Raw genomic sequence first — 22,546 nt, 5'->3', positions numbered from 1 at the left:
AATGGTGAAAGGCGGGGTTTGTGGCCCCGCCTTTGCTTTGATGATCAGAACCTCTGTGTCAGAGAAATTTTGAAAGAACGACCTGCCTCTGTGTAATATGCAACAGGCTGGTTGATATTGGACTGGGTACCTGGATTGACGTCACGCACTCCCACAGCATTCCAATAGGTCTTGTCGAATATGTTGTAGACGCCTGCCTGAATGCGAAGGCCGTTCAACTTTTCCGGTTCCCACCATCCGGTCAGGTTTGCAATGCCGTAGCCGGGCGCGTCGAACGTGGTTGACTTATGATCGTCACGCATGCCGGCAGCGAAAATGCCAGTCAGGTCTGCTCCCCAATTCTCTTGCTGATATCCAACGCCGATAATGGATTTGAACGGAGCGACGGTTCGAATGAATTCGCCGGTTTCCTGATCCTTGCCATAGGCATAAGCGAGGGAGCCATGGACGAAAATTCCGTTGGCGAAGTCCTGGCGGCCTGAAAGCTCGGCACCGGTTATCTGAACCCGGTCGCGATTCGCCCAGCTATTGTAGCCAGTCGGGAAGTCGGTTGTGACCGCATAAGTCGTATCGATGAAGTTGCGGTAACGATTATGGAAGACGGTGATTTTACCTGTCAGATCGCCATCATCGTAATTGGCGCCCAGTTCGAAGCCATTTCCGGTCTCATCTTTGAGAGACGAGTTTCCGATGACCGTATAGGCGTAACCCGTGCCGATATTCGTAAAGTTACTGTAAAGCTCCGTCACCGTTGGAGCACGGAAAGACATGGACCATTGTGCAAAAAGTTGGAGTTCCGATGTCACATCATAGGTTGCCAGAAGCTTTGGCGAGAATTGCGAACCGCTTTTATCGTCAGGCAGGCCGAAATAGCTGAAACCGCTGTTGCGTGAAAAACCGGATGAATCCTTTGGGGTATAGTCGTACCAGTCAAAACGGAGACCGGGTGTCACCTTGAAAGCGCTATCGCCGATGGCAATTTCGTCGTCCAGATAGACACCGAGTCTCGTACCATCGACCTTTGGGACATCCGCCTGAGACGCAGTGCTGGATGTGCCAGTGATCGAGTTGATGTACTGCTCATACTGGAAATACTGGAAGTTTCCGCCAAAGCGAACCTTGTGGTCGAGATTGCCCGTCGTGAAAGTGGAAATCGTGCCGCCGGTCAGGCCGAACGAGCTCTCTTCCGTAGCATTGTGCCGTTCGTAATTGGTATTATTGTTGCGCGAACCGTAAGAGCCAGCCTCCTTGGTCAGGCGCTGCCAATAAGGCGTTAGACTTGCAGCGTCGATGAGACCGCCGGTCTCCGGTGCCTCATATCGATAGTCGATTGAAACACGATCTCGTGTCGTATCGTCATAGCCCCAGTAATTGCCCACCTTATAGGTTGTCGTGCCCGTGGCAGATTGCAGCGTCTTGAGATCGGTGTCGACGTTGCGGTCAAAGCGTTCGACAGTGAAGCCGATCTTATGGCCCTCACCCAACTCCTGACGAAGCTTGAACATAACGCTCCGTTGATATGTGTCGGCAGGATTTTTTTCCGTTCTGGAAATTCCGATTACATCGTCATCACCACGATTTTCCGTTTCATGGCCGCGTTTGTAGCTGCCCTGAAGAAGAATGGACGTACCTTCGATTTTCTTTGCAGCGGCTATCGAACCGTTTACGCTCGTGTCCTCGCCGTCATAGCCCGTTTTTGCAATGACACCCCAGTCTTTGCCCTCTGTGATGACGTCTTCCGGTTCCAGCGTGTTCAAAACGATAGCACCTGCGACAGCACCCGAGCCGATGCGGCTGGAGTCCGCTCCACGAACGATATCGATGGCGGAAAGAGACGAAAAGTCGAAACTGTCTGAGCTGTCGCTGATACCGGTCGTTGGCGAAGAGGCCCCGGTGCGGGTCAGCGTTTCAAGATAGGGGATGGGGATACCGTCAATAAGGGTCGCGACACGCGCGCCGCCTAAGCCGCGAATGAATACGCCGCCGGGACGGCCCGTATTCGTCTGCGAGTATTCCACCCCCGGCTCCGTCGTATTACCAAGATCCCGGATGTTATTGATTTCTTTTTTGCGGATGTCTTCCGCCGTCGTGGTGCTTGCCAAAGGCGTATCAGCCGCAGCCTCTCCAGCAACACCCCCTGCCTTCACCCTCTTCCCCTTCACCGTAATCCTCTCCAGCACCGTCGTCTGGCCGTTGGATGGTGTGGTTTCCTGTGAATGGGCCGTGGAATTTGCGTAAACGAGTGCGATCGCCGTGCAGACGAGCAAGGCGGACTGGGAACCCCGGATTGTCATAACTACCCCCTGAGACCGCGCAGGCGAAAGCGCACGGCGGTTTACGCGCCGCGGCTTGGTGCCGGCTCGGTCGATCTGTGCTGAAATGTGACGGCATGCGCCGTGACAGGAGGCTTAAAAAACATGATTTAAAGAGTCAACATAATAAACATGAATAAATTACTCATCATTTAGCGAGGCGTGAATTGTTGCAAAAAAGTGACAAGGCGGGATGCTGTTGATTGCATCCCACACCCAGGCACGCGCGAAAATATAGGACCGGTTGAAGACATGGGAAGCGCATCGGAGTACGACCTTGAAGATGATCGGGCTTCGCCCTAGATCACCCGTGTTTTGAGCAATGATTCCACACGAACAACACCAGGGCCTCCGCGACAATGAAATCGCTTGAACTTCTGATCGAACGCATCATCCTGTCCAGCCGCTGGCTGCTGGTCGTCTTTTATTTCGGGCTGGTTGCGGCTCTTGGTGTCTACGCTTTCTCCTTCGCCTTGAAGTTCCTGAAGATTGCGCAGAATGTGTTCGTCTATAGCGACGCCGATATGATCCTTGCCATGCTGGCGCTGATCGATGCGGCACTGGTTGCGAGCCTGATCGTGATGGTGATGCTGTCCGGTTACGAAAACTTCGTCAGCCGGTTCGATGAGGGTGGAGATCAGGTGTCGTTTCTGGGCAAGCTGGATTCGGGCAGCCTCAAGATCAAGGTGGCCTCCTCCATCGTCGCCATCTCGTCCATCCATCTTTTGCAGATATTCCTCAATGCCAATCAGTATAGCGACAGCAAACTGATGTGGTTCACCATCATCCATCTGGCATTCGTGGTTTCCGCGGTGATGCTCGGCTTTCTGGAGAAGTTGATGGCCAAGCCGAAAGCCGACAAGGAAAAGCCGGAACTTTGATCGGCCGATAAATTTTGCTTCCCAAGCTTCCGAATGGCGGGTAAACCGACCTTTCGAAAGCTTTTTTATTTTCGCCACATTTTCAAGCCGCACCGAATACTTCGATGTAAGCATTAAGCAAATGAAATAATTCACTTATTTCGCCGGTAACCAAATATCTGGAATATCGAAATAAAGGGTGGAATTTCGGGGCCGTTGCTATATTCCTTACTGTTAACATATAACCTTCGTTGATTGTAAACATGATGACGACATTGGAACGGCAGTCATTACTGAGCGGGGAAATAGCGGCTTCGCAGAACCGCCCTCATTGGCTGCAAAGCGTTACCAACGTCGCCAGGGAATTCGGCTTTGCTCACGCCACGCTGATGCGCGCGCCGCAGCCGACGGACGACTTGCTGGCCTCGGTCATTCTCGAAACGACGGTGCCCATCCGCTTCATCCGCGAGTTCGACCAGCGGCGTTTTCTGCCGCATTGTCCATTGCTTCTGCGCGTGGCGGGTTCGGTCATGCCGCAATGCTGGTCTCTGGACGACGACAACAGCGCAGCCCCCTACCCTGAAGCCATGGAAAAGATGATGCGCCAATATGGCGTCATCAACGGCGTGATGATCCCGATCAATTCGCTGAGTTGCGACCGCTACCTGCTGCGCTTCGATGGCAAATGCCCGCACCCGAACCAGATCGCGCTCAACGAAATCGGCATGATCGCGCTGCACGCCTTCGACGTTTATGACCGTATGCGCCGCACTGAAATGGTGGTGCCGAAATCACTGACCAAGCGTGAGCTGGAAGTCATTCGCTGGACCTCGCAGGGCAAGACATCTGCCGAAATCGGACAGATCCTGTCGCTCTCCGATCACACGATCAATGCCTATCTGAACAATGCGATCAAGAAGCTGGATTGCGTCAACAGAACCCAGCTAGTGGCCAAGGCCATCCGCCTGAAACTCATAAGTTAAGCCGCCCTCCATTAAGAAGAGCGGCCTATATAGACCTATCGATCCAGCACTGAACGCAGCTCGACGAGGTTCGAGCGCACTCTCAGCACATAGAAGCCCATGGTTGCCAGATGCGATGGCATGATCCAGCCGCTTTCATCGCCATTGGAAATGACGAAGGGCTGGATGCGAAGCGCTGCGCGTGTCTGGGACAGCGTGTCGTTCCACAGGCTCGTCACGTTACGCTCGCGAATGACCTGCTGGAAATCCGCGCCAGCGGCAGAGAGGATGCCGTAATAGCCGTAAAGCTGGCCATAGGCGAACCAGAAGCGGTCATCCGCCCGCGTATCGAACCAGCCACCATTATAGTTTTCCGACCGTTCGCGCAGGATGGCGGAGGTGCCGCCGATATCGTTGGCGATGCGGTCTATGAACTGGATGAGGTTGTCCGCACGCGTATCGAAGACCGAGGCGCACTGGGTCATGCTGGTGTTGAACTTGCGCAGGCTTTCCGCAGCAGAGCGGTAATAGCTGGGCGTCGGCGTCTTTGGGCCGAACGGGCTGAGGCCGAAATACCAGGAATACTCGTCATATTGCAGATTGCCGCGCGCATTTTGCAGGTTGTTATCGACACCGGAGGTGCCGCGAACGCGACCGAGCGAATCGACCAGCTCAACCGCCGTGCGGCGGATGGCCTGATTCACGCCGCGCTGGAATGAGGCCTTGTTATCGAGAAACGGCGTGCTGTCCCAGTCCATGCCGAACAGACCGAGCTTGTAGAGCAGCATGGAGGAAATCCAGGCATTCTGATCGACGTTGAAATCGATGAGACCGGCAGCGACATCGACAATGGCCGATTTTTCGCAGACGCGTGCGGCGGTCGTTGCGGGCGCAGGCGATGTTGCCAGTGCTGCCGTTTCGCCGGTTGCCTGTGGTGCGGCGGCCTGCGGCTGCGGTGCAGAGGCAAGCTCCTGCCCTGCGCCGACCTTGCGCTCGGACAGCCGGTACTCACTGACGTAATCCGGGTTGAAATTGGTCCAGACCTGCGTCTGCCAGATGAAATAGCCGTAGAGACCGACGAGGAAAAAGATGAAAGCCGCAATCGGCGCCTTGATCATCCAGCCTCGTTCACCGGCGCTGCCCTGTCCTGCGCGAAACGGCCAGACGAGACCGGCAATCAGGATCGAGAAGCCTCTTCCCAACGCGCTGAAGACACGTCTGAAAAAAGCCAAAACGGGGTCAAGCATACTTACCTCTCTCGATCTTCAACGAACCGCTTTCAGATAGGTGCGCTGAACGGGGTTACAACGCGCGCAACGATGTTTTTGCCTATGGGGTGTTGGCTATAGCCGCTACCCGGCCCTTTTCCACAATGTAACGGCGCATGAAAGCCTCATCGATCTGCTGCTTGCGGCGCTCGATATCATCCATGGAAATCGTGTTATGCGCATGAATGGTCAGAAGCTCTGCCAGATGCGGATGGCTGGCCTTGCGGGAGATCTCGGAAAGCAGTGTTTCCAGCGAAAGCGAAACGGCGGCATAAAGCTGGATGCCGCGTTCCATCTCCGCAGCCAGCTTGTTGTACAGCAGCGAATGCGCGGAAAGCTGATGCGTTGCCCCTTGCGCAAAGGCCTCGTGCAGCAGCACGTAACGATCCAGGCTTTCATGGCCGGAGCGCAGGGTCTGGTAGGCGCTCTCGTGCTTTTCCAGATCGAGCGACAGCGCTTCGCGCTCCGCTTCCATGGTGGTGCGGCGCGTTTCGTCGGTAACGCTGCCAAGCTTCCATTGCACGGTTGCCAGAGTGGCGTTGATTTCCTTCAGACGATGCCGCCCCTCTTCGATTGAAGCGGCAAGCTCCCGGCGGCGCTGCATGAGGGCGATGAGCGGTGGCTCGCAGAGCTTCTGCAAAGCGAGCGATGCCGCTTTTTCCTGAGCCAGAATTTCAGCCACCGCGTCGCTATTGATGAGGAGTTGCTTCAAGGTCTGCGCCGTAGCGGCCTTGCGCAGACGCGCATTCTGAAGCCTCGACGCTTTGCTTTTGGAGATGAAAGCCACGACATTTTCGTAGGCGGTCCGTTCGCTGGCAGCCTCGAAACCGTGATAAGCCGCATCGATTTCGCTCGACAGGCGAAGCACGAGATTTGCCAGTGCCTTTTCCGCGCTGTCCTTGCGGGCCTTCAGTGCATCGAAAGCCTGACCGTCCGCCTCATGCCTGTCGGCGGCGCGCATATCCTGCGCCTTGTGAAAGGCGGAAAGCTGTTCCAGCAGCCCGGTCTCGGCCACGCGCAATTCGGCTGCTACCGCACGCGCGGTCTCGATCTCACTTTCCACGGATGGCGTCTTCGCCATAAAGTTTCATCTCCCGAATCGATTGGGCTTGAGGTCGCCCGCTTCTTATCTTTACGGGCGACCTTATCTCAATGCGAGAGAATGAGAACAGCGCTTTGAAGCGTGCTTAGAGATTGAGCTTTGCCAGTTCCGCATCCAGACGCTCGCGGGCCTTCTTCGGCATCTTCCCGGCCTTGACGGCATCGAGATTGGTAGGCGCATCGCCAACCACCACGAGGGCGACCATGCCCATGCCGAAATGCGGCGTGCATTTGAAGACATAAGCGCCTTCCTTATCGACGGTGACCTTAAGCGCCTCGTTCATCTTGCCCTTGGCCTCGGGCGCACCCTCCGGCAGGAGTTCCTTGATCGAGGCTGCATCGTGGCCCTTGTCCACGGGAACGAAGGTGATGACATCGCCCACATTCGCCTTGACCGCTGCTGGCTCGAACACCATGGCCTGACCATCGGCACCCTTGTTCAGCATCCTGATCTCGATTTCCGCAGCCACTGCCGGAAAGGCGAAGAAGCCTGCGACGGCGGCTCCGGTAAGAAGGCGAAGAATGGTGTTCTGCATTGCGCTTGCTCCTGAAGTGGGCCGCCGGATAGCGGTCTTTCCGCCACAGGTCCTACTCTCGGGTGCAAGTGCTTTCCTTGACCAAAATCAAACGCGGGGCGGCATCCAGTGAGACGCGTTGCCGCAGCGACTATTCACACTGGACAGCCTCGACCCAATGGCGGCGGCAGAAGGACACGTATTTCTCGTTTCCGCCGACATCGATCTGCGCGCCCTCCTTCACCACGTTTCCGCTTTCATCGAAACGGGCAACCATGGTGGCCTTGCGCCCGCAATGGCAGATGGTGCGGATTTCGCGAAGCTCGTCGGCGATTGCCAGCAATTCCTTGGAGGCGGGAAACAGCTTGCCCTGAAAATCGGTGCGCAGGCCATAGGTCATCACCGGAATGTTCAGCCTGTCGGCAATGCGCGCCAACTGCCAGACATGGTGTTCAGACAGGAAATTGGCTTCATCGATGAAGACGCAGGCGACGGGCTCGTCCGCATGGAAGCGCTCCACCTCATTGAAAATGTCCGTGCCGTCATCGAAGGTCAGCGCATCGGAAGACAGGCCGATGCGGGACGCGACCTTGCCCGTTCCAGCCCTGTTATCGAAGGCGGCGGTAAAGATCAGCGTGCGCATGCCGCGCTCCTGATAATTATAGGAAGCCTGCAGCAGCATGGTGGATTTTCCGGCATTCATTGCCGAATAATTGAAATAGAGCTTGGCCATCATGCCCTCCATAAAGTCTTGGGCGTCTTTTGCCTTGCAGTCCGGGCTGAGGAAAGTGGGCAACGGGAAAACACACAGCTTTCGCTATTTTAGCTACAACTAAAGGTTACGCATGTCGCAAACGTTGTTGCAATGCACGCAAATGCGCATGAGTTGATTGTGGGCGGCGGATATTGATAATGGTTAGGGAACATAAAAAAGGGAGTAAGCAATGCTTGCACATAACCGTCGCTGTCTGGCGCTCGCCGCAGCAGTCTCTGCAATGGCACTCTTCTCAACCAATGCGATGGCCGCCGAGGCCGCAAGCTGCGGTACGGTCCGGTTCTCAGATGTCGGCTGGACCGATATCACCGCCACAACCGCGACTGCATCGGTCATTCTAAAAAGCCTCGGCTACCAGACGGACGTCAAAATCCTCTCCGTACCGGTGACCTACACCTCCCTGAAAAACAAGGATATCGACGTCTTCCTCGGCAACTGGATGCCGACCATGGAAGGCGATATCAAGCCCTACCGCGACGACAAGTCGGTCGAGACCGTGCGCGAGAACCTGACGGGCGCAAAATATACGCTGGCGACCAATGCCAAGGGTGCCGAACTCGGCATCAAGGACTTCAAGGATATTGCAGCGCACAGCGACGAGCTTGGCGGCAAGATTTACGGCATCGAGCCCGGCAATGACGGCAACCGACTGATTCTCGGCATGGTCGAGAAGGATACATTCGGCCTCAAAGACTTCCAGGTGGTCGAATCCTCCGAACAGGGCATGCTGGCGCAGGTGGCCCGCGCCGACAAATCCGGCGAGCCAATCGTGTTCCTCGGCTGGGAACCACACCCGATGAACACCAATTTCAAGCTGACCTACCTGAACGGCGGCGATGATGTGTTCGGCCCCAACCTCGGCGGCGCCACGATCTACACCAATGTCCGCGCTGGTTATCTGAACGAATGCGCCAATGTCGGCACCTTCCTTAAGAACCTGCAATTCTCGCTCAAGATGGAAAACGAAATCATGGGCAAGATCTTGAATGACGGCATGGAAGGCGAAGCGGCAGCGACCGACTGGCTGAAGGCCAACCCCGCCGCCATCGAGCCATGGCTTGCAGGCGTCAAGACCAAGGACGGCAGCGAGGATGCGCTGGCCGCTGCGAAGAAGAATATCGGCCTCTAAACGCCGGTCTGCTTCGCATTACGCCCGGCTTCCGGCCGCTCCCGCGTCGGAAGCCGAACACATGAACCCGTTCACGAAAGGCAAAATCTTACCGTGGAATGGCTCAGCGCATCTCAAAATCGTCTGCCGATCGGCCGATACGCCAAAGAGGCGATCGACTGGTTGACCACAAATCTTTCATTCTTTTTCGATTGGTTGGCCTATATTTTCGGAAGCGTCATCGACGCGATCCTCTATCTGCTTCAGGCACCGCATCCACTCGTCATCGTGGGGCTTCTGACGGCTCTTTCCGCCTGGATGCGGCGCTCTATCGGAATGCCGCTCTTCACCGCTCTCGGCCTGCTTCTCATCATCAATCTCGGCTACTGGAAAGCCACGACCGAGACGCTGGCGCTGGTGATTGCGGCAAGTGCGGTCTGTATGCTGATCGGCGTGCCGCTCGGCATTCTCGCTGCCCGGCGCAAATGGGTCTACAGCATCATGCGGCCAGCGCTCGACCTGATGCAAACGATCCCGACCTTCGTCTATCTCATTCCGGCGCTGGTTCTCTTCGGTCTCGGCATGGTGCCCGGCCTGATCGCGACCGTGATCTTTGCCATACCCGCACCGATCCGCCTGACGCGGCTCGGCATCATCTCCACCCCACCTGCGCTGGTGGAGGCGGCAGTCGCCTTCGGTGCAACGCCGGGCCAAGTGTTGCGCAAAGTGGAACTGCCTTTCGCCACGCCGCAGATCATGGCGGGGCTGACGCAGACCATCATGCTGTCATTGTCCATGGTGGTGATTTCGGCGCTGGTTGGCGCAAACGGCCTCGGCGTTCCCGTGGTTCGCGCACTGAACACGGTCAATATCGCCATGGGCTTCGAAGCCGGTCTCTGCATCGTCATCGTGGCGATCATTCTCGACCGACTGTTCCGTCTGCCAGGCTCGGAGGATGAGGCATGAGTGACGCAATCATCTTCGACAATGTCGATATCGTCTTCGGCGATCACCCCGCCAAGGCGTTACCACTGATCGATGCGGGCAAGACGCGCAGCGAAATCAATGCCGAGACGGGGCTGGTGCTCGGTGTCGCCAATGCCACGCTGACGGTGAAAGAAGGCGAAATCCTCGTTCTCATGGGGCTTTCCGGCTCGGGAAAATCCACGCTGCTGCGTGCGGTCAACCGGCTTGCGCCGGTCGTTCGCGGCAATGTCGGCGTCAAGACGTCTTCCGGCTATGTCGATCCCTACAAGGCCTCTTCCAAGGTTTTGCGGGATCTTCGCACCCACACCGTTTCCATGGTGTTTCAGCAGTTCGGGCTGCTGCCCTGGCGAAACGTGGCTGATAATGTCGGTTTCGGTCTGGAGCTTTCCGGCATGAAGGAAGCCGAGCGCAAGAAGCGCGTGGCCGAGCAGCTGGAACTGGTGAACCTTTCCGACTGGGCAACTCGCAAGGTGGGCGAACTTTCCGGCGGCATGCAGCAGCGCGTGGGCCTTGCCCGCGCCTTTGCCACCGGCGCGCCCATCCTTCTGATGGACGAGCCCTTCTCGGCGCTCGACCCCCTGATCCGCAGCCGCCTTCAGGACGAGTTGCTGGAGTTCCAGAGCCGGTTGAAAAAGACGATCCTCTTCGTCAGCCACGATCTGGACGAGGCCTTCCGCATCGGCAATCGCATTGCCATGATGGAGGGCGGGCGCATCATCCAGTGCGGCACGCCGCAGGATATCGTCAAAAATCCGTCGAACCAGTATGTGGCGGATTTCGTGCAGAACATGAACCCGATTTCGATGCTGACCGCCAGCGACGTGATGCGGCGGGGCGTGGGCGTGACGAACGGCCAGCAGCCCGTTGTGGCAACCGCACGCCCTACCTCTCCCCTCATCGACATTCTAGACGCGATGGCGCGACAACCGGGTGTCATCGGTATCGTGGATCAGGGCGCAGTCGTGGGCACGATCACCGCCGACGACATCGTGCGCGGGCTGACGCAGCACCGCAATCTCTGAGCATCACCCCTGGGTAGCAAAGCCTGCCCAGGGGATTCGCTTAACGCGGGAACGGGGATAATCCTTACAGGTGACTTTCCGAAAACAAACGTATGCGAAAGTGCGAAATTTAAGGTGTCCTTACTAATTTTCGCAGATAGCCTCACGGCGCAAAACGACTCACGCTTCCAAATAAAATTTGTCTGACAGCCAGTCTGGAAGAAAACTTTTCTTCCACTTGGTAGGTTTAAACCGTTTTGGCGGGAAAATCATGCCAATTTTTAATTATATTCAAAGGGATGAACTTAATTTTTGAAAACGCTAATTAAGCGTAGTCTTTACCTTAGATTTAGGTATATACAATCATATTACCGAATTGATACACTTCGCTCATAAAACAATTCGTTGCCAAGTGAGATAGCCAAGGGGCGGCTTCGCTCAGGAGACCTGAAATATGACCACACCAACTTTATCCGAACAGTCCAACGCCGCTGCAGGCCTTCTGTCTGCCATGGCGAACCCAAAGCGGCTCATGATCCTTTGCAGCCTTGTCGAGGGTGAGGTTCCTGTTGGTGTTCTGGCAACGCAGGTCGGCCTCAGCCAATCGGCTCTGTCGCAGCACCTTTCCAAGCTTCGTGCACAGCGTCTGGTCAAGACCCGTCGCGACGCGCAGACGATCTACTATTCCAGCACATCCGAATCCGTGAAAAAGATTCTGGCAACGCTGGAAAGCATCTACTGCACCAAGGAAAGCAGCAAGACCGCTGCATAATTCTTCCAACGGAATCGAGCTCAAGGCACCTCCCACCAGCCAGCTCTTCCTCAGGAGAATTGCATGAATGAGGACAACCGGCCCAAGGCCGGTTGTTTCTTTTGCGCAGGCTAAAGGAACTTCGCTTCAGGCGCTTCCGACCTGCCCCTTGAGCATGGCGGCTGCGCGCGCATAACCGCCCGCCGCGCCATCGACAAAATGCATGTGGTCGCGAGACATGGGTGACGGCACGATGCAGGTCATCAGGGCCGCGTCCTGCTCATGCAGGCCGTAATAACAGACGCCATCGCGTGCGGCGCCCTCCAGCCGAGCCCTGATCCGTGCCAGCCGGTCCGCATCCACATCCACCGTCATCTTGAGACCATCATCGAATTTGCGAAAATCCGTGTTACTGGCGACGGAACGCTTGTACTGGATCGGATCGAACCGCCCCACCGTCTTGCGAAGCCGGTAGAGAACGGTGATCAGCACGGTCTGCATCAGCACCCAACCCGCCTTGCGAAATTGGGACAGGCGATCCCGGTAACCGGAAAGCGCCCTCGCCTCCAGCACCAGACCTTCCTTGATGAAACCGAGCGGCGGGCCATCCACCGGCACCGGATGTCCGTTGCGCCCATCCTCATTGGCAAGCGTCACGATATCGGCAACGAGCAGCCGGAAGGCCGCCATGTCTCCGCCGGGCCTTGGCGTGGCGATGATCGACACGACGCTGCCATATCGCGTCTCGATTGGGTTCCACCGGCAGGATAGCCCAGTCAGATCGGGCCGCGCACCCGGCCCTGCCTCATCGATCAGATAATGCCCGCTTTTCATCTGCATATCGGCCCAGTTGTTTCCGCCGCCAGAAAACATGGCATAGGACACGTCTTCACTGGCCTGAAAGCGGGCCACGCGCACATCGAAGCCGTTCTGCCTGATCTCCGACACGGGCACGATGGCGGCGCGAAGCGTCAAATCCAGATCGTCGCGCACCCAGCGGCGAATTTTGGTCAACTCCTCACGCGCCGCCTCCACCAATAACGGCGGCACGGCAATCGCCGCGCCATCTCCACCGAAAACGAAAGGCAGATCATGACGCTGGAGCGCGTTCAGAACCCCGGAGATGACACCCGCGCCCGCCATGTTCACCGACTTGTAGTGACCGCTTTCGATGGCCTTGGTCGAATCGACGATATCGGCAAGCGCAAGCGCCCAGCCTTCCGGCAGGGCGCGGTAGAGCATGGGCTCGGCCACGTCTTCGAAATGTGCGAAAACGGGAAGGCCTGAGAGGAATTCTTCATCGGTCGATTGCATGACCGCACTATCCTCCCTGATCAGCTAAAAAGCTAGAGATCGTAATGAAATGGACGCTATGCACGGTTGCATGGGCAACTCGCTGCACCATCACACAGGTTTTACGCGGCTAAAGACAATTCGGATCAAACTCGGCTTGCGAAATCGGCTCTGGCTTGTAAGAACTAGGATCGGGGTACGGAATTCAAACGTGAAACGAACTCCTTTGCCTGACGGAACGGCACCTTGCCTTCGCAACCGCGCAAAAATCGAAACCGGTTTTGTTGCACGATGCATAAGGTCAAGGGGTTGGAGCGTCCCTATTGCGTTCTGCGGAACGTATGGCGCTCTGGCGAACGGGATTGCCGAACCGGGTCAAATCGGGCTCAACGCCCAACCCAAGGAGAGATTGAAGATGAAAACCAAGATTCTATCCGGCCTGGCGCTTGCCGCTTCCGTGGCCTTTGCAACGTCTGCGCATGCCGATATCACCATCGGCCTCATCGCGCCGCTGACCGGCCCGGTTGCCGCTTATGGCGATCAGGTGAAGAACGGCGCCCAGACGGCTGTCGACGTGATCAACAAGAATGGCGGCATCCTCGGCGAGAAGGTCGTTCTGAAGCTGGCCGATGATGGCGGCGAGCCGAAGCAGGGCGTTTCCGCCGCCAACCAGCTGGTTGCAGACGGCATCAAATTCGTCGTTGGCCCGGTTACCTCCGGTGTTGCCATTCCGGCATCCGACGTGTTTGCCGAAAACGGCATCCTGATGGTGACGCCGACGGCAACCGCGCCGGACCTGACCAATCGCGGCCTGAACAACGTGCTGCGCACCTGCGGTCGCGATGACCAGCAGGCGGAAGTCGCTGCCAAGTTCGTTCTGGCCCAGCTGAAGGATCGCAAGATCGCGATCATTCACGACAAGGGTGCCTACGGCAAGGGTCTCGCAGATTCCTTCAAGAAGACCCTCAATGAGGGTGGCGTGACCGAAGTGTTCTACGATGCACTGACGCCCGGCGAAAAGGATCTCAGCGCGCTGACGACCCGCCTCAAGGCACAGGGCGCGGATGTCGTGTATTTCGGCGGTTACCACCCTGAAGCCGGTCTTCTCGTTCGCCAGCTTGCCGATATCGGCGCAAAGGCAACCGTGATCGGCGGCGATGGCCTGTCCAACTCCGAATTCACCAATATCGGCGGCAACGCGGCAACCGGCACGATCTTCACTAACGCGGCTGACGCGACGAAGAGCGCAGATTCCAAAGGTGCGGCAGAAGCTCTGAAGGCGGCCAACATTCCGGCTGAAGCGTTTACGCTGAACGCTTATGCGGCTGTTGAAGTGCTGAAGGCTGGCATCGAAAAGGCAGGCTCTGCGGACGATTCCGAGGCAGTTGCCAAGGCTCTGAAGGCTGGCGAACCCATCAAGACCGCCATCGGCTCTCTCACCTACGGCGAAGCCGGCGATCTGACCTCGCAGGCTTTCGAGCTTTACAAGTGGGAAAACGGCAAGATCGTTGCTGAGTAACAGGTATAGCGGTTTGTTGCTTTGGGTTTGAGTGGGGGCGCCACTCCCGCCGCCGTCATCCCGCACTTGATGCGGGATCCAGTCAGACCAAGTCCCTGGTCTGAAAGACTCTTTTGACGCGCAGACGCGCGTCTGCTGGACCCCGGCTCAAGGCCGGGGTGACGGGTGGGGGGCCGCTCTCGCCCCACAAATTTTACGTCTCACTCGAACGTAACACTGCAAATACCGACAAAATAAAACCGGGTGCGCGCTGCGCATCCGGTTTTCTTTTTGCATCAGGGCAGCGTTCCGGCTTAATCCTGTCAAACGAGCAGAATCGAATTGAGGTGACGCGTGACATCAGAACTCGAACGCAGGATCGACCAGGGAACGGGCCGCGAGAAGGCGGATATCGTTTTGAAAGGCGGGCGCTTTTTCGATCTGGTGACGGGTGAACTGGTCGCCTCGGACATTGCGATCTGCGGCGATACGATTGTCGGAACGGGCGAGAGGTATCATGGCGTCGAGGAAATCGACATTACCGGCAGGATTGTCGTGCCGGGCTTCATCGATACGCATCTGCACATCGAATCCTCGCTGGTAACGCCGCATGAATTCGACCGCTGCGTTCTGCCCTATGGCGTGACGACAGTGATCTGCGATCCGCACGAAATCGCCAATGTGCTGGGAGCGGAAGGCATAGAGTTCTTCCTCGATTCCGCGCTCGAAACCATCATGGATATTCGCGTGCAGCTTTCCTCCTGCGTTCCGGCCACACATCTGGAGACGGCGGGGGCCGATCTGCCGATTGAAAAGCTTCTGCCGTTTCGCGACCACCCCAAGGTCATCGGCCTTGCGGAATTCATGAATTTTCCGGGCGTGATCCATAAAGACCCGATCTGCATGGCAAAGCTCGAAGCATTTCAGGGCCAGCATATAGATGGCCACGCGCCGCTGCTTTCCGGCACCGGATTGAACGGCTATCTTTCGGCTGGCATCCGCACCGAGCATGAATGCACCACGGCGAAGGAAGCGCTCGAGAAGATTCGCAAGGGCATGCATATTCTGGTGCGTGAGGGCTCCGTTTCCAAGGATCTTCATGCCTTGATGCCGATCATCACCGAGCGGCTTTCGCCCTATCTCGCGCTCTGCACCGATGACCGGAACCCGCTGGATATCGCCGAGCAGGGCCATCTGGACTACATGATCCGCACGGCAATCGCGAGCGGCGTCGAGCCTCTGGCGATCTACCGCGCGGCTTCCATTTCAGCAGCCAAAGCCTTCGGCCTGAGAGACCGCGGACTGGTCGCGCCCGGCTGGCGTGCCGATCTGGTGGTGATCGATACGTTGCAGAGCTGTAAGGCAAGCATGGTGTTTTCGGCAGGCAGGCGCGTGACGAAGGACCTGTTCGAGACCCGTAAACCGGTTTCGCCGGTGGGCCTCGATAGCGTGAAGGCGAGACCCGTTCTCGCCTCCCATTTCGGCGTGCCTGTGAGCGAGGGCGAGACGCCGGTCATGGGTGTTCTGCCGGGCAAGATCATCACCGAACATCGCCGCTTCAAGCTGCCGAGCGACGGCAACCAGACGACCGTGGACCTTGCCAATGACATCATCAAGGTGGCCGTGATCGAACGCCACGGCAAGAACGGCAACCATGCCAATGGTTTCGTTCAGGGTTTTGGCCTGAAGAAAGGCGCCATCGCTTCGACCGTGGGCCACGACAGCCACAATATCTGCGTGGTGGGCGTGAACGAGGATGACATGGCGCTGGCGGCTAACCGCCTTGGCGAAATCAAGGGCGGCTTCGTCGTGGTGGAAGACGGTAAGGTGACCGGCGAGATTGCGCTGCCTGTGGCAGGGCTGATGAGCCTTGAGCCTTACGAGACGGTGCGCGACACGCTCCACACGCTGCGCCAGGCGGCTTATGCGCTGGGCACGACGCTGGAAGAGCCGTTCCTGCAGGTGGCATTCCTGCCCCTCCCCGTCATTCCGCATCTGAAGATTTCCGACAGGGGCATGGTCGATGTTGATTTGTTCAAGCTGATCACAGTCTGAAATTGAATTTCAGCGCCAGCAAGACGTATTACTAGAATACCACCGCCAAAAACTGATTATGAAAGTCTATTTGAATATAAAAACAAGCTTACATTAAATTAAGATAGTTCGACTATAAAACTAATAGTTCGCCGTGACCAGTTTGAGCGGAGCAATTAGTGGTCGTAACTCGCATCGATAAGCATCAACTCAAGATCGGCATGTTTGTCGAGGCGATGGAAGGGGCATGGCAGGATAATCCAACTTTAGGCCGCCGCTTTACGATCAAGGACGGGCAGCAGCTTGCTATTATTCAAGGCAGCAAGGTGAGCGGCGTCTTCATCAATACCGCGCTTGGAAACTGCAACATCGGAACTGGCGCGCCCATCCCATGCAAGAGCATCAAGACCGCCACCCGGCAGGACAAGATGCAGATGGCCGGGAAGATCAGCGGTCAGGCGGATGAAGCGAAGACCCTGATACAGAGTGTTTTCGAAGGCCGCGATCTAACCGTGGAGGCGTTTACGCCGCTTGCGGCAGATATTGGCCGCACTATGGAGGAAAACCCGTCCCTCTTCATCGGCATGTCACGCCTGCGCTCCTGCGATACCGCGACATTCGTGCATTCGCTGGCAGTCGCCGCGCTGCTGATGCATTTCGCCCGTTCGATGGAGATGGATGATGCCACGCTTCAATTGCTCTGCATGGCCGCACTGCTGCATGATCTGGGCAAGCTGGCCATCCCGAAGCAAATCCTGCACAAGCAGGGACCGCTGACACCCGAAGAACGGGCACTGGTCGAGCAGCATCCCGAAATCGGCTATCGTCAATTGCAGGAACACCCCGCAACGCCGCAACTGGTTCTGGATATCTGCCGCTCCCACCACGAGCGGCTGGACGGCAAGGGATACCCCGAAAGGCTCTCGGCCGCCGATATCGGCACCGAAGTTCGCATGTGCACCATCTGCGATGTCTTCGACGCACTGACCTCCGCCCGCTCCTACAAGAAAGGCTGGTCCTCCCAGCAGGCTCTCAGCTGGATGATGGCGCGCGAAGACCAGTTCGACAAAGCCCTCCTCTGGCGCTTCGTCCTCAGCCTCGATCCCGAGATGACCAAGGGCATTATCTGAGGATCTATCTTTCGACCCTCGCGCAGAACGCATCGAGCGCATCGAGCTTGACCGTATCGATATTGAACGTCGGCTCGAAGCCGGGCAGCGGCAAAATCTCGGTGACGTTCAGTTCCGGCGGCAGGCGGAAGTCGAGGGGTTGGCGGGTGAGGTTGAAGACGAAGAGCAGGGTTTCCTTACCCTTGCTGCGCGTGAAGACCAGCAGATCCTGATTGGTTTCGAGGAAATCCATCTCGCCATCCCGCAGGGCCGCGTGGCTTTTGCGGAAGGACAGCATGCCCTTGTAATGGTTCAGAACCGAATCCGGCTTTCGCTCCTGCCCGTCGGCTGCGAGCATGGCATGGGCGTAAGGCACAGGCAGCCAGGGCTTTTCGGCGGTGGTGAAGCCCGCATGCGGATTGCCGGTTTCCCAGACCATCGGTGTGCGGCATCCATCACGGCCCTTGAAGGCGGGCCAGAAACGGATGCCGTAAGGATCGCGCAGATCCTCGAAGGCAAGCTCGGCTTCCGTCAGCGCCAGTTCCTCTCCCTGATAAAGGCAGATCGAGCCGCGCAGGGTTGCCAGTACGCAAGCGGCAAGCTTCGCCACACGGGTCTGCTCCTCCACGCTCTCAGTAAAGCGCGTGAGGTGACGGATGACATCGTGGTTGGAAAAGGCCCAGCACACCCAGCCATCGGTCACGGACGTCTGGAAACCCTGCACCGCGCTGCGAATATGGCTTGCGGTAAAATCCGGTCCCAGGAGATCGAAAGTGTAGCACATGTTGAGCTTGTCATTATCCGCGGTGTAGGCAGCGACGGTTTTCAGCGAGCGCGCGCCATCGCCCACTTCGCCCACCGTCATCCGGCCCTCATACTGATCGAGCAGGGCGCGGAAGCGCTTGAGGAAGGCGAGGTTTTCGATCTGCGTCTTGTCGTAGAGATGGCTCTGCATGCCGTAAGGGTTCACGTCCGGGGCATCCAGACCGGCGCTATCGCTATCGGGCTCATGCGGCGGGTTATCGCGCAGTAGCTTGTCGTGGAAGTAATAGTTCACCGTATCCAGACGGAAGCCATCCACGCCGCGATCCAGCCAGAATTTTACCGTGTCCAGCAACGCGTCCTGTACCTCCGGGTTATGGAAATTCAGGTCCGGCTGGGAGGTAAGGAAGTTGTGCATGTAATATTGCTTGCGCACGCCATCCCACTCCCAGGCGGGACCGCCGAAAACGGAGAGCCAGTTGGTGGGTGCTGTGCCATCCGGTTTGGGATTGGCCCAGACATACCAGTCCGCCTTGGGATTGGAGCGGCTGGCGCGGCTATCCTTGAACCATGGATGCTGATCGGACGTGTGCGAAATCACCTGGTCGATGATGACCTTCAGGCCCAGCCGATGCGCTTCCGCAATCAGCCTATCGAAATCCTCGAGCGTGCCGAACATCGGATCGACATTGCAGTAATCGGAAACATCGTAACCCATATCCGCCATGGGCGAGGTGAAGAAGGGCGAAAGCCAGATGCCATCGACACCGAGCGCGGCAATATAGGGCAAGTGCTGGGTTACGCCCGCAAGATCGCCGAAACCATCTCCCGTCGTATCCTGAAACGAGCGCGGATAGACCTGGTACAGAACCGCTCCCCTCCACCAGTCTGCATGTTGCGCGGCTTTGTTGGCGGGGGCAGTGGTGTGTGGCATGGGCAATCTCCGATGATCGTCAGCCAGACCATATAAAGCCATATCCGCTTCGTAAACGATAAACATCCAGCCAAGTCATATGATGACTGCCCTTGCAAGCCGGGTCCGGGCGTCGTATTGGCGGAGCGTTGGTTCATGGGAGGAGAAGGCAGTGGGCGGACGGTTTCTTTCAATCGGCGAATGCATGGTGGAGCTTTCGCAGGCCGGTGATGGCTTGCTGCGCAAGGGCTTTGCCGGAGATACGCTGAACACCGCATGGTATGCTCGCGCCTGTTTGCCGCAGGAATGGTCTGTCGACTACTTTACCGCGCTGGGGGACGATCCACTTTCCGGGGAAATGCTGGCTTTCATCCAGAATGCAGGCATCGGCACGCATAATGTCTCTTGCATTACAGGCGGCACGCCGGGCCTTTACCTCATCAATCTGAAGGATGGCGAGCGAACCTTCAGCTACTGGCGCAGCACATCGGCCGCCCGCCAGCTGGCGGCGGATGCGGATCATCTCCGTGCCACCATCGAAGCCGCTGATATCGTTTATTTCTCGGGCATCACGCTGGCGATACTGGCAACGCCGATTGCGGTCGATACCTTCCTTGCGGAGCTGCGCCGCGCCAAGGCCGCCGGAAAGCAGGTAGTATTCGACCCCAATATTCGCCCGCGCCTCTGGGCCAACCGGGAAACAATGCTGGAAACCATAACCAACGGCGCACGCGCGGCAACGCTGGTAATGCCGAGTTTCGATGACGAGGCGGGCAATTTCGGTGACGCGGATGTGGAGGCGACGATTGCGCGCTACCGCGCACTGGGCGTTGCCAATGTGGTGGTAAAGGACGGCGCAAAGGGCGCGACGCTGGATTTCGAAGGCAAGCGCAGCCACGCGCCTGCCGTGGAAGCCGTGAAAGTGGTGGATACGACCAGCGCTGGCGACAGCTTCAACGGCGCATTTCTTTCCCGGCTCATTACCGGAAGCACGCCGGAAGAGGCAGCGACCTATGCCGCGAAAGCCGCAGCCGCGGTCATCGGCCACCATGGCGCGCTGATCAGCCCCGATCTGCTTCCCAAGCCTTGAACCCCGCCTGACATGATGCTGTAACACGCCTGTCGCATACAGCGGAAAGCCGGTGGAATACCGGGATTCGCAAAGCGCCAGCGCTTAAAAGATTTAGAGCGTGCTTGGTGCGTCCGAAAGGATGCACGGCGCTCTAGGAGGTCGGCACAGCATGACCAGAATTACCATCGTTACGGATGCCTGGCATCCTCAGGTCAACGGCGTCGTGCGCTCCATAGAAAACACCAATGCAGAGCTGGAGCGCATGGGCGTCGAGGTCTGCATGGTCACGCCGCAGAGCTTTCATTCCATCCCCTGCCCGACCTATCCGGAGATACGCCTGTCCGTTGCCGGTTACCGGAGGGTTTCGAAGGAAATCGAGAAAAGCCAGCCTTCCTATGTTCACATCGCAACCGAAGGGCCGCTGGGCTTCATGGCGCGGCGGTGGTGCATCAAGCACGGCATGCGCTTTTCCACCAGCTACCACACGCGCTTTCCCGAATATGTGGCGGCCCGGTTCCCAATCCCCGAAAGCTGGCTTTACGCCTTTGTGCGCTGGTTTCACAATGGCGGCAGCGCCTGCATGGTGGCGACGCCAAGCCTCGAGACCGAGCTGGAATCCAGGGGCGTGAAGAACCTGAAACGCTGGAGCCGCGGCATCGACGCCAAGCTTTTTCGCCCACGCGTGAAGGAGGACAATCCCTTTGGATTGCCACGCCCGATTTTCATGACCATCGGCCGGGTCTCTATCGAGAAGAACCTGCCGGAATTTCTCGATCTCGACCTGCCCGGTTCCAAGGTGGTCGTCGGCGACGGCCCTGCCCGCGCCGAGCTTCAGGAAAAATACCCGAACGTGATGTTTACCGGGGTCAAGACAGGCGAGGATCTGGCGGACGCTTACGCGCAGGCGGACGTCTTCGTCTTTCCCTCAAAGACGGATACTTTCGGCAACACCATTCTGGAAGCATTGGCAAGCGGCGTGCCGGTAGCGGCCTTCCCCGTAACCGGCCCGGTCGATATTCTCGGCGCCCACCCAAGGGCCGGATCGCTGAGCCACGACCTGCGCACCGCCTGCCTCAACGCGCTGGACTGCTCGCCGGAAGCCGCCCTCTCCGTTTCGCGAAGCTACACCTGGGAAAAGGCCTCCCGCCAGTTCCTGGAAAACGTGACATCCGCCGCAACCAGCGGCCTGCCCGGCTTCTGCGCGGCCTCAGCAATTTAGCGGATTGCCGAAACCATTTCAGGCGGACTGAACTTATTCTTTCGGAAGCGCTGGACGTGAAGACACAATACTGTCAAAAGCCGCAGCGGGACGCGACTGCCGTTATCTTTAGAACGGGGTCGGGCTGCTGATTGACGTCAGGCGGCTGCCGCGAGGTTACGCTGGCCGTCCTTTTTCTCATTCATCACCAGACGCCGGTCAGCGAATTTCCTGAAAGAGGGATCGTGCGGCTTTTGCCGTTGCTGTCGCTGACGGAGATTTCGGTTTGCATGTGTTTGGGCGATTTGCGGAACCAGCCTGCGGCGATGGAGGCGAGGTCTCCGATCATGCCGTGTTTGCGCCAGTCTGCGAAGCGCTTGGCCATGGCGTCGGGCTCGTGCCTGTAGAAGAAATCGCCCGATTGCGAGAGTTCGTTGATGGACGGAGCCATGGACGAGAGCGGGCGCTGGAACATTTTCGGCGGCACGGATAATTCGCGGGCGGCCTGCGGGAAGGCGGGCACCATGAAATCGATCACCCAGCCATCTGCTTCCACCCAGCAGTGGAAGTTTTCGCCCGCACCTGTGACGTGACCATCCTCTCGATGATCGGCAAACAGCAGCAGCGTGCCGCCCAGATTATAAGCCGCCAGCCCACCCTTTGGCTTTGCCTTGACCTTGTAGTGATGCTCCAGAATGAAGGCGCCGAAGGTGCTGAAATACATCGACGCCGTGGCAGGGTCTGCGTTCTCGTTGGTAAGCAGACTGTTGATGACGCGATAGATGCGGTGATAGTCGCTCTGCTTGATCAGCATGGTGGGTACCTGTCGATTGATGCGCCGGACGGAGGCGTTTTAGGATTCAAGAGAACGTAGACCATCGCTATGACGGATTTCTACTCCGGCTCCGCCCCCTCGGCGTCATCCTCGGGCTTGACCCGAGGATCCACGACCGCTTGATCCCGTCTACGTAGGTGGATCCTCGGGTCAAGCCCACTGCTGTCCGGTTTAAATTTCTGGACAAGGCGC

The 22,546-nt window shown here is 57.6% G+C and carries 19 protein-coding genes; 11 read left to right on the top strand and 8 right to left on the bottom strand.

All coding sequences use genetic code 11. The features are described from left to right. Nucleotides 1–44 precede the first annotated feature (44 nt). Nucleotides 45–2,294 (bottom strand): TonB-dependent hemoglobin/transferrin/lactoferrin family receptor, encoded by a 2,250-nt coding sequence (locus CFBP5473_RS04050; protein WP_027677123.1) that lies wholly within the window; start codon nucleotides 2,292–2,294, stop codon nucleotides 45–47. Between the two features lie 377 nt (nucleotides 2,295–2,671). On the opposite strand from CFBP5473_RS04050, the gene CFBP5473_RS04045 reads away from it, so the two are divergent. Continuing rightward, nucleotides 2,672–3,193, top strand: coding sequence for a TIGR00645 family protein (locus CFBP5473_RS04045; RefSeq protein WP_051441430.1), 522 nt, complete (start codon nucleotides 2,672–2,674; stop codon nucleotides 3,191–3,193). 242 nt (nucleotides 3,194–3,435) lie between these two features. Further along, nucleotides 3,436–4,155 carry a helix-turn-helix transcriptional regulator gene (locus CFBP5473_RS04040; RefSeq protein WP_051441429.1) on the top strand — a complete coding sequence of 240 codons (720 nt, stop codon included), beginning with the start codon at nucleotides 3,436–3,438 and terminating at the stop codon, nucleotides 4,153–4,155. Nucleotides 4,156–4,190: 35 nt separating this feature from the next. Here the strand turns inward: CFBP5473_RS04040 and CFBP5473_RS04035 are convergent, their stop codons facing one another. From CFBP5473_RS04035 to CFBP5473_RS04020, 4 genes are all read right to left on the bottom strand, one after another. After that, nucleotides 4,191–5,381, bottom strand: coding sequence for a DUF2333 family protein (locus tag CFBP5473_RS04035; RefSeq protein WP_027677121.1), 1,191 nt, complete (start codon nucleotides 5,379–5,381; stop codon nucleotides 4,191–4,193). Between the two features lie 82 nt (nucleotides 5,382–5,463). Further along, entirely contained in the window at nucleotides 5,464–6,483 is a 1,020-nt protein-coding gene (locus CFBP5473_RS04030; protein ID WP_027677120.1) for a hypothetical protein, read from the bottom strand. 106 nt (nucleotides 6,484–6,589) lie between these two features. Then, the gene (locus CFBP5473_RS04025; protein ID WP_027677119.1) at nucleotides 6,590–7,039 is read right to left on the bottom strand and encodes a pseudoazurin; all 450 of its coding nucleotides are present in this window, start codon (nucleotides 7,037–7,039) and stop codon (nucleotides 6,590–6,592) included. 130 nt (nucleotides 7,040–7,169) lie between these two features. Further along, nucleotides 7,170–7,751 carry a thymidine kinase gene (locus tag CFBP5473_RS04020; protein WP_027677118.1) on the bottom strand — a complete coding sequence of 194 codons (582 nt, stop codon included), beginning with the start codon at nucleotides 7,749–7,751 and terminating at the stop codon, nucleotides 7,170–7,172. A gap of 211 nt (nucleotides 7,752–7,962) precedes the next feature. On the opposite strand from CFBP5473_RS04020, the gene CFBP5473_RS04015 reads away from it, so the two are divergent. From CFBP5473_RS04015 to CFBP5473_RS04000, 4 genes are all read left to right on the top strand, one after another. Continuing rightward, on the top strand, nucleotides 7,963–8,922 hold the full coding sequence (locus CFBP5473_RS04015; RefSeq protein WP_027677117.1) for a choline ABC transporter substrate-binding protein: 960 nt from the start codon (nucleotides 7,963–7,965) through the stop codon (nucleotides 8,920–8,922). Between the two features lie 93 nt (nucleotides 8,923–9,015). After that, nucleotides 9,016–9,867 carry a choline ABC transporter permease subunit gene (gene choW, locus CFBP5473_RS04010; protein WP_027677116.1) on the top strand — a complete coding sequence of 284 codons (852 nt, stop codon included), beginning with the start codon at nucleotides 9,016–9,018 and terminating at the stop codon, nucleotides 9,865–9,867. Further along, entirely contained in the window at nucleotides 9,864–10,910 is a 1,047-nt protein-coding gene (gene choV / locus CFBP5473_RS04005; protein WP_027677115.1) for a choline ABC transporter ATP-binding protein, read from the top strand. Before choW ends, choV begins: the two co-directional genes overlap by 4 nt. A 433-nt stretch (nucleotides 10,911–11,343) precedes the next feature. After that, nucleotides 11,344–11,661 (top strand): ArsR/SmtB family transcription factor, encoded by a 318-nt coding sequence (locus CFBP5473_RS04000; RefSeq protein WP_027677114.1) that lies wholly within the window; start codon nucleotides 11,344–11,346, stop codon nucleotides 11,659–11,661. A 126-nt stretch (nucleotides 11,662–11,787) separates the two neighbouring features. On the opposite strand, the gene CFBP5473_RS03995 is transcribed toward CFBP5473_RS04000, so the two are convergent. Beyond that, entirely contained in the window at nucleotides 11,788–12,954 is a 1,167-nt protein-coding gene (locus tag CFBP5473_RS03995; RefSeq protein WP_027677113.1) for a DUF3095 domain-containing protein, read from the bottom strand. 394 nt (nucleotides 12,955–13,348) lie between these two features. On the opposite strand from CFBP5473_RS03995, the gene CFBP5473_RS03990 reads away from it, so the two are divergent. The 3 genes from CFBP5473_RS03990 to CFBP5473_RS03980 all read left to right on the top strand — a co-directional run bounded on the left by CFBP5473_RS03990 (nucleotide 13,349) and on the right by CFBP5473_RS03980 (nucleotide 17,595). Further along, nucleotides 13,349–14,452, top strand: a complete 1,104-nt coding sequence (locus CFBP5473_RS03990; RefSeq protein WP_027677112.1) for an ABC transporter substrate-binding protein — start codon at nucleotides 13,349–13,351, stop codon at nucleotides 14,450–14,452. A gap of 333 nt (nucleotides 14,453–14,785) precedes the next feature. Further along, nucleotides 14,786–16,486 carry an adenine deaminase gene (gene ade / locus CFBP5473_RS03985; protein ID WP_027677111.1) on the top strand — a complete coding sequence of 567 codons (1,701 nt, stop codon included), beginning with the start codon at nucleotides 14,786–14,788 and terminating at the stop codon, nucleotides 16,484–16,486. Nucleotides 16,487–16,644: 158 nt separating this feature from the next. Beyond that, nucleotides 16,645–17,595 (top strand): cyclic di-GMP phosphodiesterase, encoded by a 951-nt coding sequence (locus tag CFBP5473_RS03980; RefSeq protein WP_027677110.1) that lies wholly within the window; start codon nucleotides 16,645–16,647, stop codon nucleotides 17,593–17,595. 4 nt (nucleotides 17,596–17,599) lie between these two features. On the opposite strand, the gene bglA is transcribed toward CFBP5473_RS03980, so the two are convergent. After that, complete coding sequence (gene bglA, locus CFBP5473_RS03975) at nucleotides 17,600–19,270, bottom strand: beta-galactosidase BglA (RefSeq protein WP_027677109.1); 1,671 nt, start codon at nucleotides 19,268–19,270, stop codon at nucleotides 17,600–17,602. A gap of 151 nt (nucleotides 19,271–19,421) precedes the next feature. Here bglA and CFBP5473_RS03970 point away from each other — a divergent pair, with 151 nt between their 5' ends. Together CFBP5473_RS03970 and CFBP5473_RS03965 are read left to right on the top strand one after the other, a co-directional pair. Next, nucleotides 19,422–20,339: a sugar kinase gene (locus CFBP5473_RS03970; protein WP_027677108.1), complete on the top strand. Its 918-nt coding sequence runs from the start codon at nucleotides 19,422–19,424 to the stop codon at nucleotides 20,337–20,339. Between the two features lie 151 nt (nucleotides 20,340–20,490). Continuing rightward, entirely contained in the window at nucleotides 20,491–21,540 is a 1,050-nt protein-coding gene (locus CFBP5473_RS03965) for a bifunctional monoglucosyl/glucuronosyl diacylglycerol synthase (RefSeq protein ID WP_027677107.1), read from the top strand. A gap of 184 nt (nucleotides 21,541–21,724) precedes the next feature. On the opposite strand, the gene CFBP5473_RS03960 is transcribed toward CFBP5473_RS03965, so the two are convergent. After that, on the bottom strand, nucleotides 21,725–22,333 hold the full coding sequence (locus tag CFBP5473_RS03960) for a DUF2026 family protein (protein WP_027677106.1): 609 nt from the start codon (nucleotides 22,331–22,333) through the stop codon (nucleotides 21,725–21,727). Nucleotides 22,334–22,546: the final 213 nt, after the last annotated feature.

This window comes from Agrobacterium larrymoorei (genome assembly GCF_005145045.1).
Classification (GTDB): Bacteria; Pseudomonadota; Alphaproteobacteria; order Rhizobiales; family Rhizobiaceae; genus Agrobacterium; species Agrobacterium larrymoorei.
This window is presented reverse-complemented; position numbering and strand designations above follow the sequence as displayed.

What these genes read in the sequence shown, in the direction of transcription:
- bglA (WP_027677109.1), bottom strand. Translation starts at nt 19,270, where the DNA reads ATGCCACACACCACTGCCCCCGCCAACAAAGCCGCGCAACATGCAGAC.
- CFBP5473_RS03990 (WP_027677112.1), top strand. Translation starts at nt 13,349, where the DNA reads ATGAAAACCAAGATTCTATCCGGCCTGGCGCTTGCCGCTTCCGTGGCC.
- CFBP5473_RS03995 (WP_027677113.1), bottom strand. Translation starts at nt 12,954, where the DNA reads ATGCAATCGACCGATGAAGAATTCCTCTCAGGCCTTCCCGTTTTCGCA.
- CFBP5473_RS04035 (WP_027677121.1), bottom strand. Translation starts at nt 5,381, where the DNA reads ATGCTTGACCCCGTTTTGGCTTTTTTCAGACGTGTCTTCAGCGCGTTG.
- CFBP5473_RS04050 (WP_027677123.1), bottom strand. Translation starts at nt 2,294, where the DNA reads ATGACAATCCGGGGTTCCCAGTCCGCCTTGCTCGTCTGCACGGCGATC.
- CFBP5473_RS04015 (WP_027677117.1), top strand. Translation starts at nt 7,963, where the DNA reads ATGCTTGCACATAACCGTCGCTGTCTGGCGCTCGCCGCAGCAGTCTCT.
- CFBP5473_RS04000 (WP_027677114.1), top strand. Translation starts at nt 11,344, where the DNA reads ATGACCACACCAACTTTATCCGAACAGTCCAACGCCGCTGCAGGCCTT.
- CFBP5473_RS03960 (WP_027677106.1), bottom strand. Translation starts at nt 22,333, where the DNA reads ATGCTGATCAAGCAGAGCGACTATCACCGCATCTATCGCGTCATCAAC.
- CFBP5473_RS04040 (WP_051441429.1), top strand. Translation starts at nt 3,436, where the DNA reads ATGATGACGACATTGGAACGGCAGTCATTACTGAGCGGGGAAATAGCG.
- choV (WP_027677115.1), top strand. Translation starts at nt 9,864, where the DNA reads ATGAGTGACGCAATCATCTTCGACAATGTCGATATCGTCTTCGGCGAT.
- CFBP5473_RS04045 (WP_051441430.1), top strand. Translation starts at nt 2,672, where the DNA reads ATGAAATCGCTTGAACTTCTGATCGAACGCATCATCCTGTCCAGCCGC.
- CFBP5473_RS04030 (WP_027677120.1), bottom strand. Translation starts at nt 6,483, where the DNA reads ATGGCGAAGACGCCATCCGTGGAAAGTGAGATCGAGACCGCGCGTGCG.
- CFBP5473_RS03965 (WP_027677107.1), top strand. Translation starts at nt 20,491, where the DNA reads ATGACCAGAATTACCATCGTTACGGATGCCTGGCATCCTCAGGTCAAC.
- CFBP5473_RS04025 (WP_027677119.1), bottom strand. Translation starts at nt 7,039, where the DNA reads ATGCAGAACACCATTCTTCGCCTTCTTACCGGAGCCGCCGTCGCAGGC.
- CFBP5473_RS04020 (WP_027677118.1), bottom strand. Translation starts at nt 7,751, where the DNA reads ATGGCCAAGCTCTATTTCAATTATTCGGCAATGAATGCCGGAAAATCC.